The 23,118-nt window shown below is 50.9% G+C and carries 16 protein-coding genes, 2 tRNA genes and 1 other annotated feature; of the genes, 10 read left to right on the top strand and 8 right to left on the bottom strand.

Features of this window, described 5'->3' with window-relative positions; genetic code table 11:
* Positions 1–10 precede the first annotated feature (10 nt).
* The gene (locus L6442_RS25710; protein WP_212977048.1) at positions 11–334 is read right to left on the bottom strand and encodes a YbjQ family protein; all 324 of its coding nucleotides are present in this window, start codon (positions 332–334) and stop codon (positions 11–13) included.
* 223 nt (positions 335–557) lie between these two features.
* Here L6442_RS25710 and L6442_RS25705 point away from each other — a divergent pair, with 223 nt between their 5' ends.
* Complete coding sequence (locus L6442_RS25705) at positions 558–2,660, top strand: putative bifunctional diguanylate cyclase/phosphodiesterase (RefSeq protein ID WP_212977047.1); 2,103 nt, start codon at positions 558–560, stop codon at positions 2,658–2,660.
* A gap of 224 nt (positions 2,661–2,884) precedes the next feature.
* On the opposite strand, the gene L6442_RS25700 is transcribed toward L6442_RS25705, so the two are convergent.
* The 3 genes from L6442_RS25700 to L6442_RS25690 form a co-directional block, all read right to left on the bottom strand.
* Positions 2,885–2,958 (bottom strand) — tRNA-Gly (locus tag L6442_RS25700).
* An 11-nt stretch (positions 2,959–2,969) separates the two neighbouring features.
* Positions 2,970–3,043 (bottom strand) — tRNA-Pro (locus tag L6442_RS25695).
* 110 nt (positions 3,044–3,153) lie between these two features.
* Positions 3,154–4,311: an ROK family transcriptional regulator gene (locus tag L6442_RS25690; protein ID WP_212977185.1), complete on the bottom strand. Its 1,158-nt coding sequence runs from the start codon at positions 4,309–4,311 to the stop codon at positions 3,154–3,156.
* 360 nt (positions 4,312–4,671) lie between these two features.
* Between L6442_RS25690 and xylA the strand changes: the two genes are divergently transcribed.
* Together xylA and xylB are read left to right on the top strand one after the other, a co-directional pair.
* A complete protein-coding gene (gene xylA / locus L6442_RS25685; RefSeq protein ID WP_212977046.1) occupies positions 4,672–5,988 on the top strand; it encodes a xylose isomerase in 1,317 nt (438 codons plus the stop codon).
* 241 nt (positions 5,989–6,229) lie between these two features.
* A complete protein-coding gene (gene xylB, locus L6442_RS25680) occupies positions 6,230–7,726 on the top strand; it encodes a xylulokinase (RefSeq protein WP_212977045.1) in 1,497 nt (498 codons plus the stop codon).
* Positions 7,727–7,804: 78 nt separating this feature from the next.
* On the opposite strand, the gene L6442_RS25675 is transcribed toward xylB, so the two are convergent.
* Positions 7,805–8,476 (bottom strand): response regulator, encoded by a 672-nt coding sequence (locus L6442_RS25675; protein ID WP_212977184.1) that lies wholly within the window; start codon positions 8,474–8,476, stop codon positions 7,805–7,807.
* A 43-nt stretch (positions 8,477–8,519) separates the two neighbouring features.
* Entirely contained in the window at positions 8,520–9,215 is a 696-nt protein-coding gene (locus tag L6442_RS25670; RefSeq protein WP_212977044.1) for a sensor histidine kinase, read from the bottom strand.
* A gap of 542 nt (positions 9,216–9,757) precedes the next feature.
* On the opposite strand from L6442_RS25670, the gene abc-f reads away from it, so the two are divergent.
* The 4 genes from abc-f to zapA all read left to right on the top strand — a co-directional run bounded on the left by abc-f (position 9,758) and on the right by zapA (position 18,211).
* Complete coding sequence (abc-f, locus tag L6442_RS25665) at positions 9,758–11,599, top strand: ribosomal protection-like ABC-F family protein (RefSeq protein WP_212977043.1); 1,842 nt, start codon at positions 9,758–9,760, stop codon at positions 11,597–11,599.
* 148 nt (positions 11,600–11,747) lie between these two features.
* Positions 11,748–12,009: a binding site (T-box leader), on the top strand.
* Between the two features lie 153 nt (positions 12,010–12,162).
* Positions 12,163–13,197, top strand: a complete 1,035-nt coding sequence (pheS, locus tag L6442_RS25660; RefSeq protein ID WP_212977042.1) for a phenylalanine--tRNA ligase subunit alpha — start codon at positions 12,163–12,165, stop codon at positions 13,195–13,197.
* 47 nt (positions 13,198–13,244) lie between these two features.
* Positions 13,245–15,695 (top strand): phenylalanine--tRNA ligase subunit beta, encoded by a 2,451-nt coding sequence (pheT, locus tag L6442_RS25655; RefSeq protein WP_212977041.1) that lies wholly within the window; start codon positions 13,245–13,247, stop codon positions 15,693–15,695.
* A 113-nt stretch (positions 15,696–15,808) separates the two neighbouring features.
* Positions 15,809–18,211, top strand: a complete 2,403-nt coding sequence (gene zapA, locus L6442_RS25650; protein WP_212977040.1) for a cell division protein ZapA — start codon at positions 15,809–15,811, stop codon at positions 18,209–18,211.
* A gap of 112 nt (positions 18,212–18,323) precedes the next feature.
* Here zapA and L6442_RS25645 read toward each other — a convergent pair whose 3' ends face one another.
* Together L6442_RS25645 and L6442_RS25640 are read right to left on the bottom strand one after the other, a co-directional pair.
* Entirely contained in the window at positions 18,324–18,713 is a 390-nt protein-coding gene (locus tag L6442_RS25645; RefSeq protein WP_212977039.1) for a cytochrome c oxidase subunit II, read from the bottom strand.
* A 152-nt stretch (positions 18,714–18,865) separates the two neighbouring features.
* Entirely contained in the window at positions 18,866–19,219 is a 354-nt protein-coding gene (locus tag L6442_RS25640) for a phage holin family protein (RefSeq protein ID WP_194229869.1), read from the bottom strand.
* Positions 19,220–19,453: 234 nt separating this feature from the next.
* On the opposite strand from L6442_RS25640, the gene L6442_RS25635 reads away from it, so the two are divergent.
* The 3 genes from L6442_RS25635 to L6442_RS25625 all read left to right on the top strand — a co-directional run bounded on the left by L6442_RS25635 (position 19,454) and on the right by L6442_RS25625 (position 22,946).
* Entirely contained in the window at positions 19,454–21,817 is a 2,364-nt protein-coding gene (locus tag L6442_RS25635; protein WP_212977038.1) for an endonuclease MutS2, read from the top strand.
* Positions 21,818–21,861: 44 nt separating this feature from the next.
* Positions 21,862–22,281 carry a DUF350 domain-containing protein gene (locus L6442_RS25630; RefSeq protein WP_212977037.1) on the top strand — a complete coding sequence of 140 codons (420 nt, stop codon included), beginning with the start codon at positions 21,862–21,864 and terminating at the stop codon, positions 22,279–22,281.
* A gap of 116 nt (positions 22,282–22,397) precedes the next feature.
* The gene (locus tag L6442_RS25625; protein WP_212977036.1) at positions 22,398–22,946 is read left to right on the top strand and encodes a hypothetical protein; all 549 of its coding nucleotides are present in this window, start codon (positions 22,398–22,400) and stop codon (positions 22,944–22,946) included.
* Positions 22,947–23,118: the final 172 nt, after the last annotated feature.

The following is a 23,118-nucleotide window of genomic DNA, read 5'->3' as shown; positions in this document are numbered from 1 at the left end:
GATATTTGACCTAACCGATCGGCCGGGTTCTGACCACGGTGCCGTAAGCCACGATTTCGCTCATGTTGTTGCCGATATCCCCGCTATCGAAACGCATCATGACAATGGCGTCCCCGCCCATGGCATGAGCGTTTTCCACCATCCGGTCTATAGCCTGCCGGCGCGCATCCTCGATCATTTGCGTATATTGTTTGACTTCGCCGCCCACCAAACCTTTCAAAGAGGCCATAATATCTCCGCCGATACCCCGTGCGCGTACGACAACGCCAAAGGTTGTCCCGAGAACTTCAACGACTTCATGGTTAGGTATATTTTCTGTAGTAGCAATGATCATCCGCGTTCACTCCTTCATTGTGATAATTTATTTTACGGCTAAAACCGGAAAAGGATGCAAATATTTATTTTGTCAGCTACAATGCGCGTCTTATGTCGAAGGATGGCTAAGGAAGTAAATTTATTATCTGGTCCTAGCAGGAGAAAGGGTAGAAATGTGGAATTATTTAGCATGAAACCATCTTCATTTAATTACTTGGAAAACCCGGGGGTCAGATGGCTTTATGCGTACAAGAGCAGAGGAAAAACGAACGATCAGAACGGCCCTGTGGGGAATATTATTTTTTATTGCAGTCCGATTTATCGTTTCCATATTTTCGGCGCAAGAGATGAATACGAATGCGTTTAAAACGGTGTATATTTTACTGGGCAGCTGTTGTTTAGCGGCGAGCTTTGCCATTTTTGCGCAGGGGTGGCTATTATTTTCGCATAAGTTATCCAGATACAGGTTGTATACGGCTGCGTTGTTTTTATGTGTGGCCATATTTGACATGCTTCAGACTATAAGCCTGATGGAAGTGCCTTTTTTCGGTCACGTCATGACTCGGGGAGACGGATTATGGCTGCAGTTTTTATCCAAACTATTTCTGACAGCCGGCATATTGGTGATTTATACGTTTATGGATTCAATGGTCAAGGTTTCGCACAAAAAGCGGGTGCTCGTTGCAACCGCGATTTTTGCCATGCTTGGAGCCGTTTTATTTTCATTGGTGCGCCATATGCTGCCTCCGCTCGAAAGCCAAGGGCAAATCAATGCTCTCATGAAGCTAACCGGAATCGGCATCGTGGTTATATGCCTGAGCGGCATAACTTTAATGGTTTACCGCTGCAGAAAAGAAAGGGCCCCTTCGCTCCTGATCATCATTCGGGCGCTGATTTACACTGTGATTGGGCAGGGGTTGATTTTGAATGCGGGCAGCATATATGCAATCGATTATTTATTAGGTACTTTGTCCTGCTCAATCTCCTATTACTTGATGCTAAAAGGCGTATACCGGTCGACGATAGAAGATCCTTTCCGCGAGCAGCAGCGGATTGAGGCCAAGATGAATTATCTGGCTTTTCATGATGACCTGACGGGCCTGCCGAACAAGCGGCGTCTCACCCAAAGGCTGGATAAGCTGATGCATGAATCGGAAAATGGCCGCACAGGGGTTGTCGTATTCAACATTAACCGTTTCAAAAATATCAATGATTCGCTTGGGCATCAAGCGGGCGATCGGCTATTGCAGCTGGTAGGAAATCGGTTGAAGCGAAATACCCTTTCGCGCGAGGAAGTTTTCAGCATGGGCGGCGACGAGTTTGCTGTCATCATGCCTTTGCTTCTAGATGCGGATGCGGCAATGAACCGGAGCAGGGTGCTGATGCAGCTGTTCGATAAACCCATTACGATTGATGATTACGACTATCATATTACGTTATGCGCAGGCATGGCCATTTTCCCGGAGGATGGGGATACGGCGGAACAGCTGATCCAGAATGCCGATACTGCGGTTCATCATGCCAAGGATTACGGTATGGATGTACGGCATTTTGTTCCTGCCATGCATTTGAAGGCGAAGGAAAGATTAAAGCTGGAAAATGATTTGCGGAAAGCGCTTGGAAATAATGAATTTTATCTGGAGTACCAGCCGCTCGTTCACCTGGAAACAACCGAGATTGTAGGGATGGAGGCGCTGCTCCGGTGGAAGCATCCGAAACGCGGCAACGTACCGCCGCAAGAATTTATTCCGCTCGCAGAAGAAAGCGGCCTGATCGTTCCGCTGGGGGAGTGGGTGCTGAGAACGGCATGCCTGCAAAATAAAAAGTGGCAGGATGCGGGTTACAAGCCGATTTGCGTGTCGATCAATCTGTCTATGCGCCAATTCCTGCAGCCGCAGCTGGCCGATCAGATCGGAGAGATCTTGGTGGAAATCGGTCTGGAGCCCAAATACGTCGAGCTTGAAATTACGGAAAGCATGACCTTCGATAAGGAAACGGCGTTTGATCAGCTGCGGAGGCTGAAGGACCTGGGGGTCTTCATCAGCATCGACGATTTCGGAACCGGCTACAGCTCTCTGCATTACTTGAAAAATATGCCAATCGACCGGCTGAAAATCGACCGCTCTTTTGTCAACGAAGTCATGAGTGACCGCAACGATGCAGCGATTGTATCCACCATTGCTTCGATGGCCCATCATTTGCAGCTCAAGGTAACTGCCGAAGGCGTGGAAAATGAAGAGCAGCTTCATTTTCTGAGAAAGCAGCGCTGCCATGAGGGGCAGGGATATTATTTCAGCAAACCGGTGCCGCCGGCGGATTTTGAGAAGGCGTTTCTGCTTCAGTAGCGGCGTGTTCTTTAGACGTGTTATAGTGCACGTCTTTTTCTTTTTTCACTCCTACACAGTCGTAACAAAAAGCGCCTAATGTCACTGCCCCATTGCATGCGGGTTTCATCATACAACCGCATAAAAAACGACTAACGTTGTCGCCACCACGCAGCGAGGGTTCACTTCCCACACAACCGCTCAAACTAAAAAAAACGCCTATCGGCGTTATGTTTTTTATCTTATGGAGCGGGTGATGGGAATCGAACCCACGCTACCAGCTTGGAAGGCTGGAGTTCTACCATTGAACTACACCCGCAAATAATAAAATCGGGACGACACGATTTGAACATGCGACCCCCTGGTCCCAAACCAGGTGCTCTACCAAGCTGAGCTACGTCCCGTTAGTATTCTTGTCCCCAACCTAATGAAGACAAGAAATAATATAACATGATTACGGTGGATTTGCAACCATTTTTTAAGAAGTCAGAATTGGAGCAAGTTACTGAAGACGCTACACCATCACTCTTGCATGCCCAAGAAAATGCATGGCTGCGGAGAAACCCGCCCCGATCATTGCGGCCCGAATTCCGAGCGTGGAGAACGCGATTTCGAGCTGCTGCTTATGAAAGGGAAGCGTCCGCTGAGTCACGACTTGCTGCATGGGTGCTTCAAGCCATGCCTTAGCTTCGGAAAGGGTACCGCCGATCACGATGAGCTCGGGATTAAAGCTGTTGATCAGATTGGTCAGACCAATGCCAAGATAGGTGCCAATTGCTTCAAATTGCTGCCGTGCAGCAGCGTTTCCCTGAGCGGCCATGGTTACAAGTTCGCGGGTCTGAAAAGCAGGGATCCCCGCCGCAAGATCATAGGCCTTCTCCGAAGCATATAGCTCCCAACAGCCGCGGCTGCCGCAGCTGCAAGGGATACCTTCGGCTTCGATGCACATATGTCCGGTTTCGCCGGCATATCCCCTAGACCCCTTGTAAAGCTCTCCGCCGATAATGATTCCGGAGCCAATCCCCGATCCGGCGCTGATGTAAAGCAGATGGCGGACGTCTTCGCCTCTGCCGAAATTGAGTTCGCCGAATGCGCCGCTGTTCGCTTCATTGTCGATGATAACGGGCAGCGAGAAGTGTTCCTCGAGCAGCTCCTGCAAGGGAATCATTTCCCATGCCAAGTTGGGAGCGAACAGCACCGTACCGTGTTCGTCAACCATGCCGGGAACCGCTACTCCGATGCCCACAACGCCATACACCGTCGGCGGCGCTTCGGCTATGAGAGCAGCAATGATTTTTTTCATCTCGCGAAGAACATATTCAAAATCATGCTGGATGAGAGGCACTTCCATTTCGCAAAGAACGCTGCCGTTCAAGTCGCATAAGACGGCGGCAAGCTGCTTCACACGCACCTCCATGCCGACCACATATCCTGCAGTGGCATTGAAATGCAGAATAAGCGGCTTGCGCCCGCCGCTGGATTCGCCTGGACCAGCTTCAAGAACTAGCTGCTCCGCCTGCAGCTCGGCAACCAGATTGGATACCGTTGCTTTGTTGAGTCCCGTCATTTCCGATATTCTGGCACGCGACAGTTCAGGATGCTTGCGTACGGAATGCAGGATCAAAGACTTGTTTATTTTTTTGACGAGCGCCTGATCGCCGGTGACTTTCACATCCAACACATCCTTCAACAACGTTTCTTTGGTCATATGACCCCTAGTCTAGTGCCTTCCTCCGTAAATTGCAATATAGCCTGCAGCGGCTTGTACAGAAGATTCCTTTCGTTTTGAGGCGTGTTATATCGCAAGGAAAGAAGCAATATAAGAAAAACCTTTCGACGTGCTTTCTAAGAAGCAGACCATGTTTAGCGGATGTTTTTCTTGGCGATAGCCTGATTCATAAGCTCCAATGAAAAATGTTCAATTCTATAATCTCAAAAAACTTTGTTTAACCAATATACAAAGTCCAAGGAATGTGTTAGGATAGGGTTGTAAACGTTTGCGTTCAAGGACTATTTGAAGGAGGATCTACTCATGGCATATTTTGAAAAAGTCGGCAAGATTCAGTACGAGGGCAGCCGTTCAACTAATCCATTTGCATTCAAGCACTATAATCCGGAGGAAAAGGTCGCCGGCAAAACGATGGAAGAACATCTTCGTTTCGCCATGGCTTATTGGCATACTTTGACCGCGGGCGGAGCCGACCCGTTCGGCAGCGAAACCGCCGTCCGCGGCTGGGATCATCTCAGCGGCATGGATAAAGCGAAAGCCAGCGTGGAAGCTGCTTTTGAATTTATGGATAAAATGAATCTGCAGTACTTCTGCTTCCATGATATCGACATTGCGCCGGAAGGCGGCAGCTTGAGGGAGTTTTTCAGCAACATCGATACGATTGTCGAGTTGATCGAGCAGGGCATGAAATCATCCGGTAAAAAACTGCTGTGGAACACGGCGAACATGTTCACGAATCCGCGTTACATGCACGGCGCAGGTTCGACCTGCAATGCCGACGTGTACGCATTTGCAGCGGCACAAATCAAAAAAGGCCTTGAGGTCGGCAAACGGCTCGGAGCGGAAAACTACGTATTCTGGGGCGGCCGCGAAGGTTATGAAACGCTGCTGAACACTGATTTGAAGCTGGAAATGGACAACATGGCCCGCCTGTTCTCCATGGCGGTGGATTACGCGAAGGAAATCGGTTTTGACGCCCAGTTCCTGATCGAACCGAAACCAAAAGAACCTACGAAACACCAATATGACTTTGATGCGGCAACAACCATTTCGTTCCTGCAAAAATACAGCCTGGATAAACATTTCAAGCTGAATCTGGAAGCCAACCACGCTACGCTGGCAGGCCATACGTTCGAGCATGAGCTGCGCGTGGCGCGGATCAACGGCATGCTGGGATCGCTAGATGCGAACCAAGGCGACATGCTGCTCGGATGGGATACGGACGAATTCCCTGTAAACATCTACGACGCGACGCTGACTTTGTACGAAGTGCTCAAAAATGACGGCCTCGGCAAAGGCGGCATTAACTTCGACGCGAAGGTCCGCCGCCAATCCTTTGAGCCGGAAGATCTGTTCCTTGCCCATATCGCAGGGATGGATACGTATGCGAAAGGGCTGAAGGTAGCTGCTAGGCTTATCGAAGACCGCGTATTTGACGACTTCATCGAAAAACGGTACGGCAGCTTCAAGGAAGGCGTCGGCGCCGAGATCGTCTCCGGCAAAGCGACGCTGGCTTCCCTGTCCGAATACGCGCTGAACAATGAGCAGCCACGCAAAAACGAGTCCGGCCGGCAGGAAATGCTGAAGGCGCTGCTGAATCAATATATTTTGGCGGATTAAACAAAGGTACGCGAGCAAAAACATGCGGCGGAGGTTGCCTGAAGAAGCATTCTTCGGCAGCCTTCTCTTTTTTAACATATCATTCGGGGTCCCCGCAAAGTAATCGGAATAAGCTTCAAAGGCTACACGTCACTCAGTACTTTTGCTCCGCAAAAGCGCCTCTCTTTGTGAGGCGTCGGACTTCTTTCCGATACTCTTTGCGGGGTTATTTTAAAGACCTTAGCCTTAGGAGGCGCTATTTATGAAATACGTAATCGGAATCGATATCGGGACGAGTGCGGTAAAATCGGTGCTTGTTTCCGTGGAAGGCAAGGTAGTGTGCGAGCATGCGGAAAGTTATCCGCTGCATCGTCCGAATCCAGGCTGGAGCGAGCAAAATCCGGAAGATTGGGCGGATCGCACGATCGAAAGTTTGCGCAGACTGATGGAGAAATCCAAGGCGGACCCGGCCGATGTGGAAGGCATAAGCTTTTCCGGGCAAATGCATGGACTGGTACTGGTGGATGCGGCAGGAACGGCGCTGCGTCCGGCGATTTTGTGGAATGACACGCGTACGACGCCGCAATGCTGCAAAATCGAACAGATGCTTGGAAGCAAGCTGCTTGACATTGCGCGCAACCAGGCTTTGGAAGGTTTTACGCTTCCGAAAATATTGTGGGTACAGGAGCATGAGCCGGACATCTTGTCCCAGGCTTCTTTGTTTCTGCTGCCGAAGGATTATGTCAGGTACCGTTTGACGGGCGATTTTGCCATGGATTACTCGGATGCGGCCGGCACCCTGCTGCTGGATGTAGCGGGAAAAGAATGGAGCGCGGATATTGCTCAGGCTTTCGATCTGCCGCTGTCGCTTTGTCCGAAGCTGGTGGAGTCTTCCGGGCAGACGGGCACGCTGCTGCCGGCTGTGGCGGAAGCCGCCGGACTTCTCCCATCGACGAAGGTTTTTGCGGGCGGTGCGGATAATGCGTGCGGAGCGATTGGCGCGGGCATTTTGAGCGAAGGCCAAACGATGTGCAGCATCGGTACTTCAGGGGTCGTCCTATCCTATGAAAGCCGCAAAGACGTGAATCCGCAGGGGAAAATGCATTTTTTCAACCACGGGGAAGAGAACGCTTTTTATGTCATGGGCGTCACGCTGGCGGCAGGGCACAGCCTTTCCTGGTTTAAGGATACGTTTGCCAAGGAATCGACCTTTGAAAGCTTGCTGGAAGGCATTGAAGAAGTGCCGGCGGGAAGCGGCGGCCTGCTGTTTACGCCTTACATTTCCGGCGAGCGTACGCCTCACCCGGATGCGGATATCCGCGGCAGCTTCATCGGCATGGATTCAGGCCATACCTCAAAGCATTTTGCGCGTGCCGTTCTGGAAGGCATCACGTTTTCGCTGCGCGAGTCCATCGATATTATCCGCGAGTCCGGGAAAAACATTACCGAAGTGACCGCGATCGGCGGCGGCGCTCAGAATGAAACATGGCTGCAGATGCAGGCGGATATTTTTAATGCCAACATCGTCAAGCTGGAAAGCGAGCAGGGGCCTGCCATGGGTGCCGCCATTTTGGCGGCATACGGCTGCGGATGGTTTCCGTCTCTTGAAGCGTGTGCGAAGCAGTTCATTCGTCCGTTCCAAACCTATGCTCCCGATCCGGATCGTGTGAAACAATATGACGGTTTGTTTTCGATTTACCAGGATGTATACGGCCAAACCAGAGAATTAAACCAAAGGCTTGCCGCTTACCGCAAATAATGCACCGAGAGACCATTCCCGTTTATCAGGGATGGTCTTTTTCGTGCAGAAGCCTTTTAGCGCCCCGGTAGCCCAGGTTTACTTTACCCACCCGCTGCGGATCGCAAGCACCACTGCTTGTGTCCGGTCTTCGACGCCTATTTTTTGCAAAATTCGGTGAACATGCGTTTTGACGGTGCTTTCGCTGATATGCAGATTGGCGGCGATGTCTTCGTTTTTTAGCCCATAGGCCATTTCCTGAAGCACCTCAAGCTCCCGTTCGGTCAGTGGTTCCGGCAAATCGGGCAAATTGTTAGGCTGAGGTTTGGAGAGTGCGGATTGGTGCAGCGCTTCTGTAATCAACTTGGCCGCGGCGGATGTGCGGTATATAGCCTCCCCGCGGCTGGCGGCCCGGATTGAGCCCAGGAGTTCCTCCGGTTCGGCATCCTTCAGCAAATATCCGACCGCGCCTGCACGGATGCCCTCATATACATATTCCTCCAGATCAAAGGTCGTCAGAATAATGACCTTGCTGTCAGGGAGCAGGCGCTTGAGCTCACGGGTAGCCTGAATTCCGTCCAACTCGGGCATTTGCACATCCATAAGTATGATATGAGGACGTTCTTTTAGAGCCAAATGGACGGCTTCATGACCATTGCCGGCTTCTCCGCACCATTCCATATCCTTTTGTACCTTAATAATAAACCCGAGCCCGTTTCGGATTAGGGGCTGGTCATCCGCGATCAGGACGCGAATCCGTTCAGGTTGCATCAATGTTAACCACCTCGTTTTTTGTGCTTGCTGACCGTGGAAGCTATACAGTGAGTTCCAATCCATGCGGTTGTACAGGTTGAATGGATAGAGTGCCTCCGGCTTTTTCGCATCGTCCTTTCATGGTCGTAAGTCCAAAGCCGGGTGTAATGGAAGTCTGCGCCTGGCCGTCATCCCGAATGACCATCATGATATTTTCGTTATGCCTGGTGAGATTGACACTGGCACTGGCGGCATTCGCATGTCGTAAAATATTGGTCAAAGCCTCCTGTAAAATCCGATACGGCACATATATTTGGTCAGGGGCGATTTTTTCATGGATATCGGCGGCAAAAGAAACCGGAAGCCCGTGCTGTCCACTGAAGTTCTGAATCAGCTTCTCAAGTTCATGCAGGCCGGAATTCTGAAGGGAAAGCCCCATCTCATGCACGACCGATCTGACGTCTTGAAGGCAGCTGCGGGCAATCTCGGTGACGTTCCGCAGCGCTGAGCCGGCTTCTTCAGGAGAAGCCTCAACCATATAGGGCAGCGCCTGCAGCTGCACGATAACAGAGGTCAGACCGTGACCGATGCTGTCATGGATATCCGCGGCAATCCGGCTTCTTTCCTCAAGAACCGCGTAGCGGAGCGAACGTTCGGATGCCTCTTCAAGCTCCAGATGCGCCTGATGTAATTGGGCATAGGCATTTTCAAGCTGTTGGTGGGCGACCTTCAGTTCTTCGAGATGGCGTTCTTTCATGAGCCGCGTTTCTTTTCTGGTTTTGCCGCCCTTAAATAAAGAATATCAATGGACGGCGAAGCCCGAATCCCTCCCGATGTTGATCTTGATCCGGCCGGATACATCCAGAGATGTACGAGGTTTCTTTTAAGGGCTTTCCATCTTCAGAAAAGTTTGTTAGAATGACTATAAGCATGACATCCTAAAGAAAAACGAGGTAACCACACAATCCAATGAATACACATCACTGTTCTCTCTAATCTGCATAGACAACATCAAATTGTTGAATCAGGCAATCTCTGCTTTAGGAGCAGGGAAGAGGAATAGGATTGGTATGTCTATTTTTGGGGACTCGTGGATCTTGATTATGGATGGGAAAATGCTTTTTTTTGTGTTTTCATGCATTCATCGGTTAAGTGCGTTTTAAGGATTAACATGATGGATTATCATGTTTTTTCGGCGCCCGCTTGTTCAAGCATAGGCAATCACCATCATTTCAATTCCCTGCCGTAGGCATTCTGCCTGCGGTTTTTTCCATTTCTGATTAAAAGGGTGATTCATATATGATGAATATTGTGAAAGCTAAAAAACTGGCGAAAGAATTTAAAGGGAAAGCCATCTTTGAAAAGGTGGATTTTGAAATATATGAAGGCGAAAAACTGGCCTTGTTCGGCGCGAACGGGGCGGGAAAAACGACGTTATTAAAAGTGCTGACCGGGGAGCTGGAGCCTGATCAGGGAACCGTGGAACGCGGTTTGCCTTTGGAGGAGTGGGGAATGATGAAGCAAAGTTCCGATTCCCTGCTGGCCCTGACAACGCTTGCGGCGGCTGGTTGCGACAGCGGAGAGGTGTGGCTTGTCAAGGAGAGACTGAGCAGGCTCGAACAAGAACTGGCCAGCGGGGCTTCCGCAAACGACCAGAAACTGCTTGACGCGTACGGTCAAACGCTTGAGCGCTATGAGCAGCTGGGAGGTTTTCAGTGGGAGATTGAGATCGAAAAGGTGCTGACCATGCTGAATATCGGAGCGGAATTATGGCAGGTTCCGTTTTCCGAATTAAGCGGCGGACAGAAAACCCGGGTCAGACTCGCTGCTCTGCTCGTCAAACGCCCCTCGTTCCTGCTGCTGGATGAGCCGACTAACCATCTTGATGGGGAGAGTTTGGCCTGGCTGGAAGAATGGCTGAACGGCTATGAAGGCACCGTGCTGTTTGTATCCCATGACCGTACCTTCCTCGATCATGTTGCAACCGGAATTTGCGAATTGACGGAAAGCGGGATGAAGAGATACAAAGGCGGTTATTCGGATTACAAACGGGAGAAGGAGCGGGAGCTGCGGGAGCAGGAGGCGCTCTACAAAAAGCAGAAACAGCTGAAGGAGGCGTTGGAGGAATCGATCCGCCGTTATCAGGAGTGGTTTCTCAGGGCCGACGGATCCGCCCATAAAAATACCGAAACCAAAGCCGCCACTCCTTTTTACAAAGCGAAAGCGAAGAAAAACATTTCCAGGTATCATGCCAAACAAAAGGAACTGGAACGGCTGGAAAAGGAAAGCGTGCAAAAGCCAAAGGATACGCTAAAGGTAAACATGCAGCTGGGAGAGGGAGGTTTCGCGGCCCGTGTTCTGTTGCGTCTTGAACAAGTGCGTTTCGGCTACGAAGGCAAAAAGCTGTTTAATGGACTTGATTTGCTGCTGTCCCGCGGCGACCGGCTGGCGGTAAGAGGGCCGAACGGCAGCGGTAAATCCACGCTTCTGAAGCTGGTACTTGCCGAGCTCGAACCCGATCAAGGAAATGTATGGATGCATCCGGGCGTGAATGTGGGGTATTTCTCGCAGGAGCTTGAAGGATTGAATGAGGAAGAGACGCTGCTGGAAAGTTTGCTCGGACTGCCGGATATGACGGAGACGCATGCGCGGACGATTCTCGGATGTTTTCTTTTTTCCAGGGAGGATGTTTTCAAGCGTATCGGTGATCTAAGCATGGGCGAAAAATGCCGCGCCGCATTCGTGCAGCTGTATTTCAGCGGCGCCAATCTGCTTGTGCTGGATGAGCCGACGAACTATTTGGACATTCACACGCGTGAGGTGGTCGAAGAAGCGCTGGTCGCATATCCCGGCGCGTTGGTTGTTGTATCGCATGACCGCATGCTGGTTCGCAAATTGGCCAACCGTCTGCTGACGTTGTCGCCGGAGCGCGAGCCGGTGCTGTTTGAGGGTTCCGTGAAGGAAGAGGAAGAACGGCTGAAAAGACTTGGCGGGGTGCTTAAGGAAGATCCGGACCGGGAGAAACGAAGACTTGAACTTGAATGGGAAATTTCGAGGCTGCTGGGTATTGAGGATCCGGAAGGCGGGGAGGAGCGGATTGGTGAAGTTCGTGCTCTTCGGAAGCAGCTTGAGAGCTTGTAGACACGTGACACGACCAGCCGATTCCCGCAGGCGACTTGCCAGCACCGCGTTTTTTACTTATAATAATTGATTATAGTCAACAAAAGGAATAACATTGCATATAGTGTGCAAAATGATTAACACATCAAGATGTGTTTGAACAGCAGAAGTAAATGCGATGATGGAGACAAGTACGCAGTGCCACTTTACAGGGAGGAAACGCCGCAGATTGAGAGCGTTTCTACAGAAACGGGCTGCCGAAATTCCCTCCGGAGCAGTTCCTTGAACCTTTGCCGGCATATTCGGCATCGAAGTAGGGGATACCGGGTACGCACCGTTACAGCGATTAAAGTGAGAACAGGTTTGTCCCCCGGAAAGCGGGCGGCAAGCAGTTCTAACAAGGGTGGTACCACGGTCTTTTCGTCCCTTTCCGGGAGAAAAGGCCTTTTTTATTTTTGTAAAGCTTAAAGTCGAGCGTCCGGCTGCCTTTATCCGTTCAATCATTAGTTCAACTTATGTAGGCAAACGTTTTAGAAGGCCAGACGTACGAGGTGCGTTTTATTTTAAGAAGGAGGCAGGAAGAGATGAAGGAAAAACTCGAAGCGCTGCGGCAGGAAGCCCTGGAACAGCTGCATGGGGTAAAAGGAGCACAAACGCTGAATGATCTGCGCGTGAAATATTTGGGCAAAAAAGGCGCGCTTACTGAAGTTTTGCGTGGGATGGGAGCGCTGAGCGCGGAAGAACGCCCGAAAATCGGCCAAGTTGCCAATGAGGTTCGCGGCGCGATTGAGGCTTTGATTGAAGCGAAACAAGAGGCGTTCCGGAAAGCCGAAACCGAAAAACGTTTGCAGGCGGAAAAAGTTGACGTAACGCTGCCTGGGCGCAAAATGCAGCAAGGCGGCATTCATCCGCTCAACAAGGTGATCGAGGAGATCGAGGAAATTTTCATCGGTATGGGCTACCATATTGCCGAAGGTCCGGAAGTGGAAACGGATTATTATAACTTTGAAGCATTGAACCTTCCGAAAAACCACCCGGCGCGCGACATGCAGGATACGTTCTACATTACGGAAGAAATTCTGATGCGCACGCAAACTTCTCCGGTGCAAATCCGCACCATGGAAAAGATGGAAGGAGAAGTGCCTGTCAAAGTCATCTGTCCGGGCAAGGTGTACCGCCGCGATGATGATGACGCTACGCATTCCTTCCAGTTCAATCAAATCGAAGGTTTGGTTATCGGCGAAAATATCCGCATGAGCGACTTGAAAGGCACCCTGCTTCAATTCGTACAGGAGATGTTCGGTTCCAGCACCCAAATCCGTCTTCGTCCAAGCTTCTTCCCGTTCACGGAGCCAAGCGCGGAAGTGGATGTCACCTGCGTGAAATGCGGGGGCAACGGCTGCCGGATGTGCAAGCATACGGGATGGCTGGAGATTTTGGGCTGCGGCATGGTGCATCCGAAGGTGCTCGAAATGGGCGGTTACGATCCGGAAAAATACAGCGGTTTTGCTTTCGGCATGGGCGTAGAGCGGATCGCGATTTTAAAATACGGCATTGACGATATCCGTCATTTCTATAACAGCGACATGGCATTTTTGAAGCAATTTGCCCGCAAATAAGGCAAGGGGCGGCTAAGCGAATAAGGAAAGAAGGAAGGGACCCGTAAATGAAAGTATCAACGGAATGGTTAGCGGATTATGTATCGCTTGAAAATGTGGCGGCCGAAGAGCTTGCTGAGAAGATTACGCGCGCGGGGATCGAAATCGACGAGATTGAAAACCGCAACAAAGGGGTCACAAAAGTTGTCGTCGGCTATGTGAAAAGCAAAGAAAAACATCCGGATGCGGATAAACTGAATATTTGCATCGTCGATGCCGGGCAGGAGGAAGAACTGCAGATCGTGTGCGGCGCCAAAAACGTCGATGCCGGCCAGAAAGTGCCGGTGGCGCTCGTTGGCGCTAAGCTTCCGGGAGGACTGGAAATCAAGAAAGCCAAACTCCGCGGCGCCCTTTCCCAAGGGATGATCTGTTCCGCCAAAGAGCTGGGCTTGAACGATAAGCTGCTGCCGAAAGAACAGCAGGAAGGTATCCTGGTGCTGCCGGAATCCTTGCATATCGGCACGCCGATCGGTCAGGTGTTGGGCCTTGATGACCAGGTGCTGGAGTTTGATTTGACGCCGAACCGTTCCGACTGCCTGAGCATGATTGGCGCGGCTTATGAAGTCGGGGCCATCCTCGGCCGCGATGTTAAACTGCCGAATCCCGAAAAGGAACTGGTAGAAATCGCGGATGCGGCAGACAGCCATATTTCCGTGAAAATCAGCTCTCCGGAGCATTGCAGCCATTATGCTGCCAGATATATTACGGATGTGAAAATCGGTCCTTCGCCGCAGTGGATGCAGAACCGCCTGATGGCTGCCGGCGTGCGCCCGATCAACAACATCGTTGACATTACCAACTATGTCATGCTGGAGTACGGCCAGCCTTTGCACGCTTTCGATGCGGATCAACTGACAGGTGGAGCCATTGACGTCCGCCTTGCCAAGGAAGGCGAAACTTTGGTTACGCTGGACGGCCAAGAACGCAAGCTGGAGCCGCATATGCTGCTGATTACCGATGGCGTGCAGCCGGTTGGACTCGCTGGCGTGATGGGTGGACTTAACTCCGAAGTAACCGATAATACGGTGAATATTTTGCTGGAATCCGCCAAGTTTGACGGCGGCACCATCCGCAAAACTTCGAGACAACTGGGACTTCGCTCCGAGGCAAGTTTGCGCTTCGAGAAGGAAGTGGATCCAAATGCCGTTATTCCGGCGCTGAACCGCGCGACAGCTCTCATATGCCGCTATGCAGGCGGAGCGGTCCACAAAGGAATCGTGGAAGCCGGTTCGGCTGCGACAGAAGACAAAGTTATCGTGCTTTCGTTCGACAAACTGAACCGATTTCTCGGTACGGAGTTGTCGATGCTTGAAGTGAAAACCATCTTCAGCCGCCTGCATTTCAGCTGCGCCGATACCGCGCAGGGGATTCTCGAAGTGAAGGTGCCTTCGCGCCGCGGCGATATTTCCAGAGACGTGGATCTTATTGAAGAAATCGCCCGTCTGTACGGCTACGACAATATCCCGACAACCGCGATCGAAGGACCGACCACGCCGGGAGCATACACGAAGCCGCAGGCTTTGCGCCGCGATATTCGAAGATTGTTTACGCATGGCGGATGGCAGGATGTCATCAGCTACTCCTTTACGCATCCCGACGAGACCGCTCTATTCCCGGCATTAACCGAAGGTGCGCGCGCAATCAAGCTTGCGATGCCGATGAGCGAGGAGCGGAGCGTGCTGCGCACAAGCATTATCCCTCAGCTGCTTGATGTCGCAGCTTATAATGCCAACCGCAAGCAAACCGATCTTGCCTTGTTCGAGATGGGGAACGTGTTCTACAGTCAGGAAGAGGAACTGACAACCCAGCCTAAAGAAATTCCTGTGCTGACGCTTTTGCTGTGCGGAAGCCGCGGACCTAAACAATGGAACCAAACGCCGGAGGCGGTCGATTTCTTTGACCTGAAAGGCGCACTTGAAACGTTGTTCGAATACCTTGGACTTCAAGATTCGATCAGTTATGTGGCGAATCAGCCGCAAGGCTACCATCCGGGACGTTCGGCTTCCGTGTATCTGACGGTTGAAGGCGGGGCGCAGCTCCTGCTTGGCACAATGGGCCAGGTACATCCGGAGCTGCAGCAGGAGCGCGATCTTGGCGATGTTTATACGGCGGAAATTTTGCTTCAGCCGCTTTATGAACATGCGAACGAAGAGATCAAATACCGTGAGCTTCCTCGTTTTCCGGCTTCCGAACGCGATATCGCGGTCGTTGTAGACGACAGCGTGGAAGCGGGAGCGATGCTGGCCGCCATTCGCGAAGCTGCAGGAGAACTGCTGCAGTCCGTGCAGGTATTTGACGTATTCACGGGCAGCAAGCTGGGTGAAGGCAAGAAGAGTGTGGCGATTTCGATCGTTTACCGCCATAACGAGCGCACGCTGACGGATGAAGAAGTTTCATCTGCGCATGCAGCCGTTGTGGACCGGCTTGAGCAAACTTTTCATGCAGAATTGAGAAAATAGCAGGAATTGAATGAAGCCGCATCGAATCCATGTACATACAGATTCGATGTGGCTTTTTTGCAGAAGTAACCAGACATCTAAGAGTCAACACACATATGAAGGAGGGCACAACTGTGACTACACCTGATCGTACTCGCGTCACCGTGGATATCTACGGGACTTCTTATAAATTGGTAGGCAGCAGTGCCGACTATATGAAAAAGGTTGCTGCTTACGTAGATGAACGCATGAACTCCATTTCCAAAAACCATTCCCGGCTCGATGCGATGAAGCTGGCTGTTTTGACTGCCGTACATATGGCTGAGGAAGCGATTCAGCTTCAAGATGTCCAAAACGAGGTCAAGATGCTGACAGGCGAAAGAAGCGAGCTGCGGAGCGAACTTTCGAAACTCCAGGCTGTGCGTATGGAGCAGCAGGAGCTGTATGCGAAGCTGCAGGAAGAACAGCTCGCAGCGGCCAAGGAGACAGAGGAACTGCGAAAGCAGTGGGAGACGGAGAAAATGGGGCTGCTTAAGGAGTTCGAAGATACTAAGGCTTCGCTAACGGCAGAGCTTCAAAACACGAAGTCAACGATGGGGAAAGAGCTTGAGGAGACCCGAGCCTCATTAAAGAAAGAAACGGAAATGAAGGAATCCTTGCAGCGCAAGGAGAAGCAGGCTGCCGAGCAGCTCCAGCGCGACAGGCAGGCGCTGGAGGCTAAGCATAAAGCGGCGATGCAGGAGCTGGAACGGGGGGCTGCGGCGGCGCTTCAGTCCGCACAGCAGAAACATCAGGGGCTGCTGAAAAGCACGGAAGAAAAATTTCAAGCCGAGCTTAAGGAAACCCGGAATAAGTACGAAACTTCGCTGCAGGAAACGGAGAAGAAGCATCAGGCAAACGTCGATGCGCTGAACAAGCAGCTGGAAGAGCTTCGCAGCGGCAGCGGCCAACTGCAGGATAAGCTCCGCAATTTGCAGGCGGAACTTCAGCAGGCGAAGAATGCCCATGCCAAGCTTCAAGAGCTGCATCAGGCGGCGCTGAAGAAGGAAGAGGTTTCCCAGACGGAACTAAAAACGCTCAGAGAGCAGCAGGGACGCCTGAATGGGCAGATTTCCCGCCTCAAGGAGGAGGCAGCCCATTCGGAAGAGGAACAGCGCCGGATGCAGAAGCTGCTCGAGGAATATGAAGTTTCATCCCAGAAGCAGAAGTCAGAGATTGAGAAGCTTACTGCGGAGGCGGCCTCCTGGCGAAGTCAAGTGGACAAGCAAAAGGAAGAAATCGGCGAACTGGAGCTGCGCATTCTGGAAGCAGGAGAGCAGAACGATGCGCTTGAAGCCGGCATGAAGTCGCTTCATGATGAGCTTAGCGTACTCAAGGAGCAGGCGGAGGATGAGTCGCGGAGGGCTGCTTCCGCGCTGCAGGTATCCGAAGAACGGCAGCGCAAACTGGAGCAGCAGCGGCAGCAGATCGATTCCCAACAAAAGAAGATCGAAGATCTTGATGAAACACTGCAGCTGCAGGAGCTTTCGATAGAAGAGCAGAAGGAACAACTTGTTGCCAAGCAGCAGCAACTGGAAGAACTGCTCTCCGCCTTGGAGTCAAGCGAGGCAAGGGTCGATGAACTGAAACAGTCCTTGCAGGAGAAGGATGATCAGCATAAGCAGCTCAAACAGTCCATGGAAGATAAAGAAGAGCAGTACCGTAAGCTGCAGCGGCAATTTGGGGAAACGCTCCAGCAGCATGAGGTGCTCAAGGATCAATACGACCGTCAGCAGCAGGAGCATGAAGAGCTTGTCTTGAGGGTTGCCGAAAGCAGCCGGAAATACGAGCAGCTCGCCGAAGAGCTTGCGCAGCGTCAGCAGGCTTGCGAGGAAGCCGAACGTCAGGCTGTGGAAAGCGGACGGAAATATGCCGATATCGAGCGGCTTTATCAGGAACACTTGCAGCATTACGATCATTTGAAGCAGCAGTACCAAGGTTTGCAAAAACAATATGAGGAACTTCAGCAGAAAGGCAGCGAGATGAAACAGCGGCAAGAGGATACTGAAATCGAGTACCTGATGGCGTTGGAGGAAAAAGACCAAGCCTTGCAAAAGGTGGAAGAATTGAACAGACTGCTGGATGAAGCGGCAGCGAGGGAAAATGAACAGCGTGAGCTCATCCGCAGCAGCGAGCTTGCCCTGCAGACGTATCAGGAGAAGCTGGAGGAAATGACGAACCATCAGCAGCATTGGAACAGCAGGGAAAGGGAGCTGCAGGCAGAGCTTGAGGATTGGAAGCTCCAGATTGCCGCTGGGGAAGAGCAGCTAAGCAAGCTGCAGAGCGAGAAGGAGAGTGCTGCCGCCGAGTTGAAGGAGGTTGGCGACAACTTTGAACTTATCGCCCACCAATACCGGCTGCTGCAGGCAGAGCTTGAGCTTCAGCAGGAAAAAGAAGAAAAGCTTAGGGAAGAGCATACCCAGCTGCAGGACGAATATTCCAAGCTTCAAACGGAATATAACGAATGGATCGAATTGATTGAGCAGGACCAAAGCTGATTCATCGTAAAGATAAACTTTGCAAAAATCCCCCTAAAGGATTCCAAACAGGACATCATGATTCCGATCCTGTTTATTGTCTGTAGGGGGATTGCTTGCGCTTGTAGCAGGTTTACTCGTCCACAATCACTTTGGAGATCATGGCTGAATGCCCTGAGCCGCAATATACGGAGCAGGTCATCTCGAAGATACCGGCTTTTTCAGGGGTTACTACTTGGGATTTATGTTTTTGATCGAGCTGCAGCTCAAGCCCTGGAATTAACACGGCGTGGGTGCCTTCCTCATTTTCGAAGGTGATTTTGACGGGAACGCCTTTTTTAAGATGATATTCTTGTTTATCAAAAGCAAAATTTTTCGCTTTGATGACCATTTCCTCGCTGGGGGCGGCACCTGTGTCGCTGACTCCGCCGCTTGCGGCTTGAGACTCTTTATTTTTTTCTCCGCAAGCGGAAAGAACCAATAAAAGCATGCAGGAAAGAATAAAAGCAATGGACTTTTTCAATGCAATCCTCCTCAAAACTTAAATTTTTGTGACAATTCTAATAGTCATGATACCCCAAAAATGGAAGTTCGGAGCAGGTCTGATTTGAATAATTGGTGAACAGCATGAAAATACCCCTGTTCCATGTGAACGGGGGTATTTCGGATGTACGGTTATTTGCGGTCTTTGGCGGCGTTGAACGGCGTTACCGGAATGAACAGGTCGATGATTCCGATGACGAGAGCGGCTAGCACTGCCCCCAGAATCGTGACGCTGACTCCACCCACGATAAACTGGGCGATGTATATGACCAGCGCGCTGACGATAAAACCGACAATGCCCCGACCGAACGGCGTGACTCTCTTGCCGAAGATTCCTTCAATAGCCCAGCCAAGCAGGGCAATGACCAGAGCCAGCAGCAGAGCGCTCCAGAAACCACCGACGGAGAATTGCGGAACGATCCAGCCGACAATCATAAGCACAATCGCGGAAACGATAAATCGTACGACATGACCCAGAAAATTCATGCAATTGGCCTCCTTTGCGTGAAAGATACGTTGATGAATCATCTCATAATACGTTTGTTCGTTTATTATGAAATGGATTCTGTATGCATCGTTTATTGTATTCAATTCGTGAAATCTTATGTATCGGCTCCTGCCGGATTTAGTGGAAAATTGTTATAGTTGTTTTCGCAAATGGCGTAGTCCCGGGTGTTTCGTATATAATAGAAGCATTGTATGAGAGGAGCAGTGAAATTCTTGGACGACAAAATTTTGCAGACGCTGGAATACCGCAAGATTTTAAATACATGTGCAAGTTATGCCCAGACCTCCATGGGCAAACATATCATCGAAAATTTGCGGCCGGATACCGATCTCGAATCAGTCAAAAAATTGCTGCAAGCAACCGATGAGGCGTATACCGTCGAGCGCTTGAAAGGAGCGCCTTCCTTTGGCGGTATCACCGATATTTCCGCTGCCTTGAAACGGGCGAAGATCGGCGGTACGCTGAATACGCATGAACTGCTGGCAATCAGCAACACGGCGTATGGCTCAAGACGTATCAAACGTTTTATTTCCCAAATGAATGAGGACGAGCCGCTTAATCTGCTTGTAAGCATCAGCGAAAATATATCCGAACAAAAAGCGCTTGAAGATTCCATAAAAGCTTGTATCTCGGAGGAAGCGGAGGTGCTGGATTCGGCAAGTCCGCAGCTGGCGCAAATTCGCAGGGAACTGCGCGGAGGAGAGGTGCGTATCCGCGAGAAGCTGGATAACATGATCCGTTCCTCATCCGTAGCCAAAATGCTTCAAGATCAGATCGTGACGATCCGCGGGGACCGTTTTGTTATTCCGGTAAAAGCGGAATACCGTTCTTATTTTGGCGGTATCGTGCATGATCAATCCGGCTCCGGCGCAACCCTGTTCATCGAACCGGAATCGATTGTGGCGATGAACAACAAACTGCGCGAAACGCGGATGAAGGAAGAACGCGAAATTGAAATCATTTTGCAGAAACTGTCGGCATTGGTTGGAGACCAGGCTGAATTGATGCAGTTCGATCTGGATTTGGTGGGACAGCTTGACTTTATTTTTGCCAAGGCGCGTTTGGCTCATGTCATGAAGGCATCGATGCCGCGAATGAATGACCGTGGTTTCCTCAAGCTTCGCAAGGGCCGTCATCCTCTCATTGAGATGGACAAGGTGGTCCCTATTGATGTGGAGCTTGGGAATTCCTACACCTCGATTATCGTTACGGGTCCAAACACAGGCGGTAAGACAGTAACGCTTAAAACGATCGGACTCTTGAGCTTGATGGCCATGTCCGGATTGTTTGTACCGGCGGAGGAAGGCAGCCAGCTTTGCGTATTCGACGCTATTTATGCCGATATTGGCGATGAGCAGAGCATTGAGCAAAGCCTCAGCACCTTCTCCAGCCATATGACCAATATTATCCGTATTCTAAAGCATATGACGCCGAAAAGCCTGGTTCTCCTGGATGAGGTCGGTGCCGGCACCGATCCTGCTGAAGGTTCGGCGCTGGCGATTGCGATTCTGGAGCATATACATCAAACAGGCTGCCGCATGGTCGCCACGACGCATTACAGCGAATTGAAGGCATATGCCTATGAACGTAAAGGCGTCATCAATGCGAGCATGGAGTTTGACGTCAATACGTTAAGCCCGACGTACCGGCTGCTTGTAGGCGTGCCGGGCCGAAGCAATGCGTTTGCGATCGCGGAACGCCTAGGGCTGCCGAACAAAATTTTGGATTTTGCACGCGGAGAGGTAACGGAAGAAGACCAACGCGTCGAGCATATGATCGCATCGCTTGAAGAAAACCGGCTTGGCGCCGAAGTCGAGCGGGAACAAGCGGAAAAGCTGCGCCTAGAAATGGAAGAGCTGCGAAGCAAACACCAGCAGGAGCTGGAGAAACTCGAACAGCAGCGCGACCGTCTGGTCGAAAAAGCCCAGTCCGAAGCACGTGAGGTCATTGCCAAAGCAAGACGCGAGGCGGAGGAGATCATCAGCGACCTGCGGCAGCTGGCCAAGGAGGAAGGAGCTTCCGTCAAGGAGCATAAGCTGATTGCAGCCCGGAAGATGCTTGACGAGGCTGAACCGCAGCAGCGGCAAAAGACAAAGACACAAAAAACCAAAGCACCGCGCAAAATCGAAGCGGGCGATGAGGTTATGGTGTATAGTCTGAACCAGAAGGGGCATGTGGTCGAACTGGCAGGGCCTAAAGAAGCGGTTGTTCAGCTCGGCATTATGAAGATGAAGGTCTCCCTGGATGATCTGGAGCTCGTTCAAACTCATGAAGCGGCTGCCAAGCAGGCGCAGCGGCATGCGACGACATTAAAACGTACGCGGGATGACCATATCCGCAACGAGCTGGATTTGCGCGGGGCCAACCTCGAAGAAGCATTGATTGAAGTGGATCGTTTTATCGACGAGGCCTTCCTTGCCAATTTGGGTCAGGTGTATTTGATTCACGGTAAAGGAACGGGCATACTCCGGAAAGGGATTACTGACTATTTGCGCAGGAATAAACATATCAAAAGTTTCCGTCTCGGCAATTATGGGGAAGGCGGAACTGGGGTTACGGTAGCGGAGCTGCAATAATCGCGCAAATAAGCTCATATGTATGACTTGAAGGAGGCAGGAAAATGAAAAATTCGCTTGACCATTTGTTATCGCATCCACTGGGGATGCTGGTTGGATATTTTGCGGTGGCCATCGTGGCCCTGATTGTGTTTTTAGGTTTGTTTGAGGTGGTGGCCAGATATAACTTCTGGAAAGAGATCGGTCGCGGCAATGTCGCGGCCTCACTCGCTACCGGAGGCAAATTTTTTGCGATTTGCAATGTGCTGAGATACAGCATTGAGGCGAAAACTTCCCTTTACGAAACGATGAAATGGGGGACTTATGGGTTTATCCTGTTGTTCGTCTCTTATTTGCTGTTTGAGTTTTTGACGCCTGTTTTTTCGGTGGATGAGGAGATCCGTAAAGACAACCGTGCGGTAGGGGTTTTCTCCTTATTGATTTCGGTTTCGTTGTCTTATGTGATAGGAGCTTGCATTTTCTAAAGCTTTTTCCGGGAGGAAAACATGAAATATCTGCCTAGAATTTTATTCGTGGTGGCCGTCATATTTTTTACGGTCGGTGTCGTTTATTTAATGAAACATTGAGGAGATGAATGGCAATGGAAAACACCGTTTGCCCATGGTGCCAGACTGAAATCGTCTGGGATGAAGAAATCGGCCCGGAAGAAACCTGCCCTTATTGTCAGAACGAGCTGAACGGTTACCGGACGTTGAATGTACAGCTTGGTGAAGAGGATGCGGAAGAAGAGGCGGACTGGGAGGATGAACAAGACGAAGCGGACGATACGTCGCTTTGGTCCGATGAGGATATGCGGCATACGCTTCCGCCTTCAATCCGCACGTTGGATAAATTCGGGGAAAGCCATGACCTGATGAACTATGAGGAATGCGTGGAAAAGATTTTGGATGAACAGGAAGAAGTTCCGGAATGTCCCAAATGCCGCGATTACATGATTTTGGCCGGGACGCGGGAAATTGCGGAGCAAGGTTTTGTTCCGACGAAGTTCAGTGCCTTAACTGAACCGGTCATTAAGCCGCCATTCCGGCTCAATATGTATGTCTGCACGGGTTGTTTCCATGTGGAAGAGAACTTGTCCGAGGAAGACCGCCTGCGCATGGTGGATCATTTGAGCCAAGGCAAGGCCTAAGACGCTTCGGCGTCTTTTTTTAAGTTGTAAGAAAGCATAAACTTCGGGTATCTCATAAAGTTCCGGGGTCCCCGCAAAGTAATCGGAATAAGCTTCGAAGGGCACACGTCTACTTTGTGGGGTATGTTAGATTATAGAATTCAGTGTCCCCGCAAAATATCTGGATAAGCAT

Source organism: Paenibacillus azoreducens (assembly GCF_021654775.1).
GTDB lineage: Bacteria > Bacillota > Bacilli > Paenibacillales > Paenibacillaceae > Paenibacillus_AQ > Paenibacillus_AQ azoreducens.
This window is presented reverse-complemented; position numbering and strand designations above follow the sequence as displayed.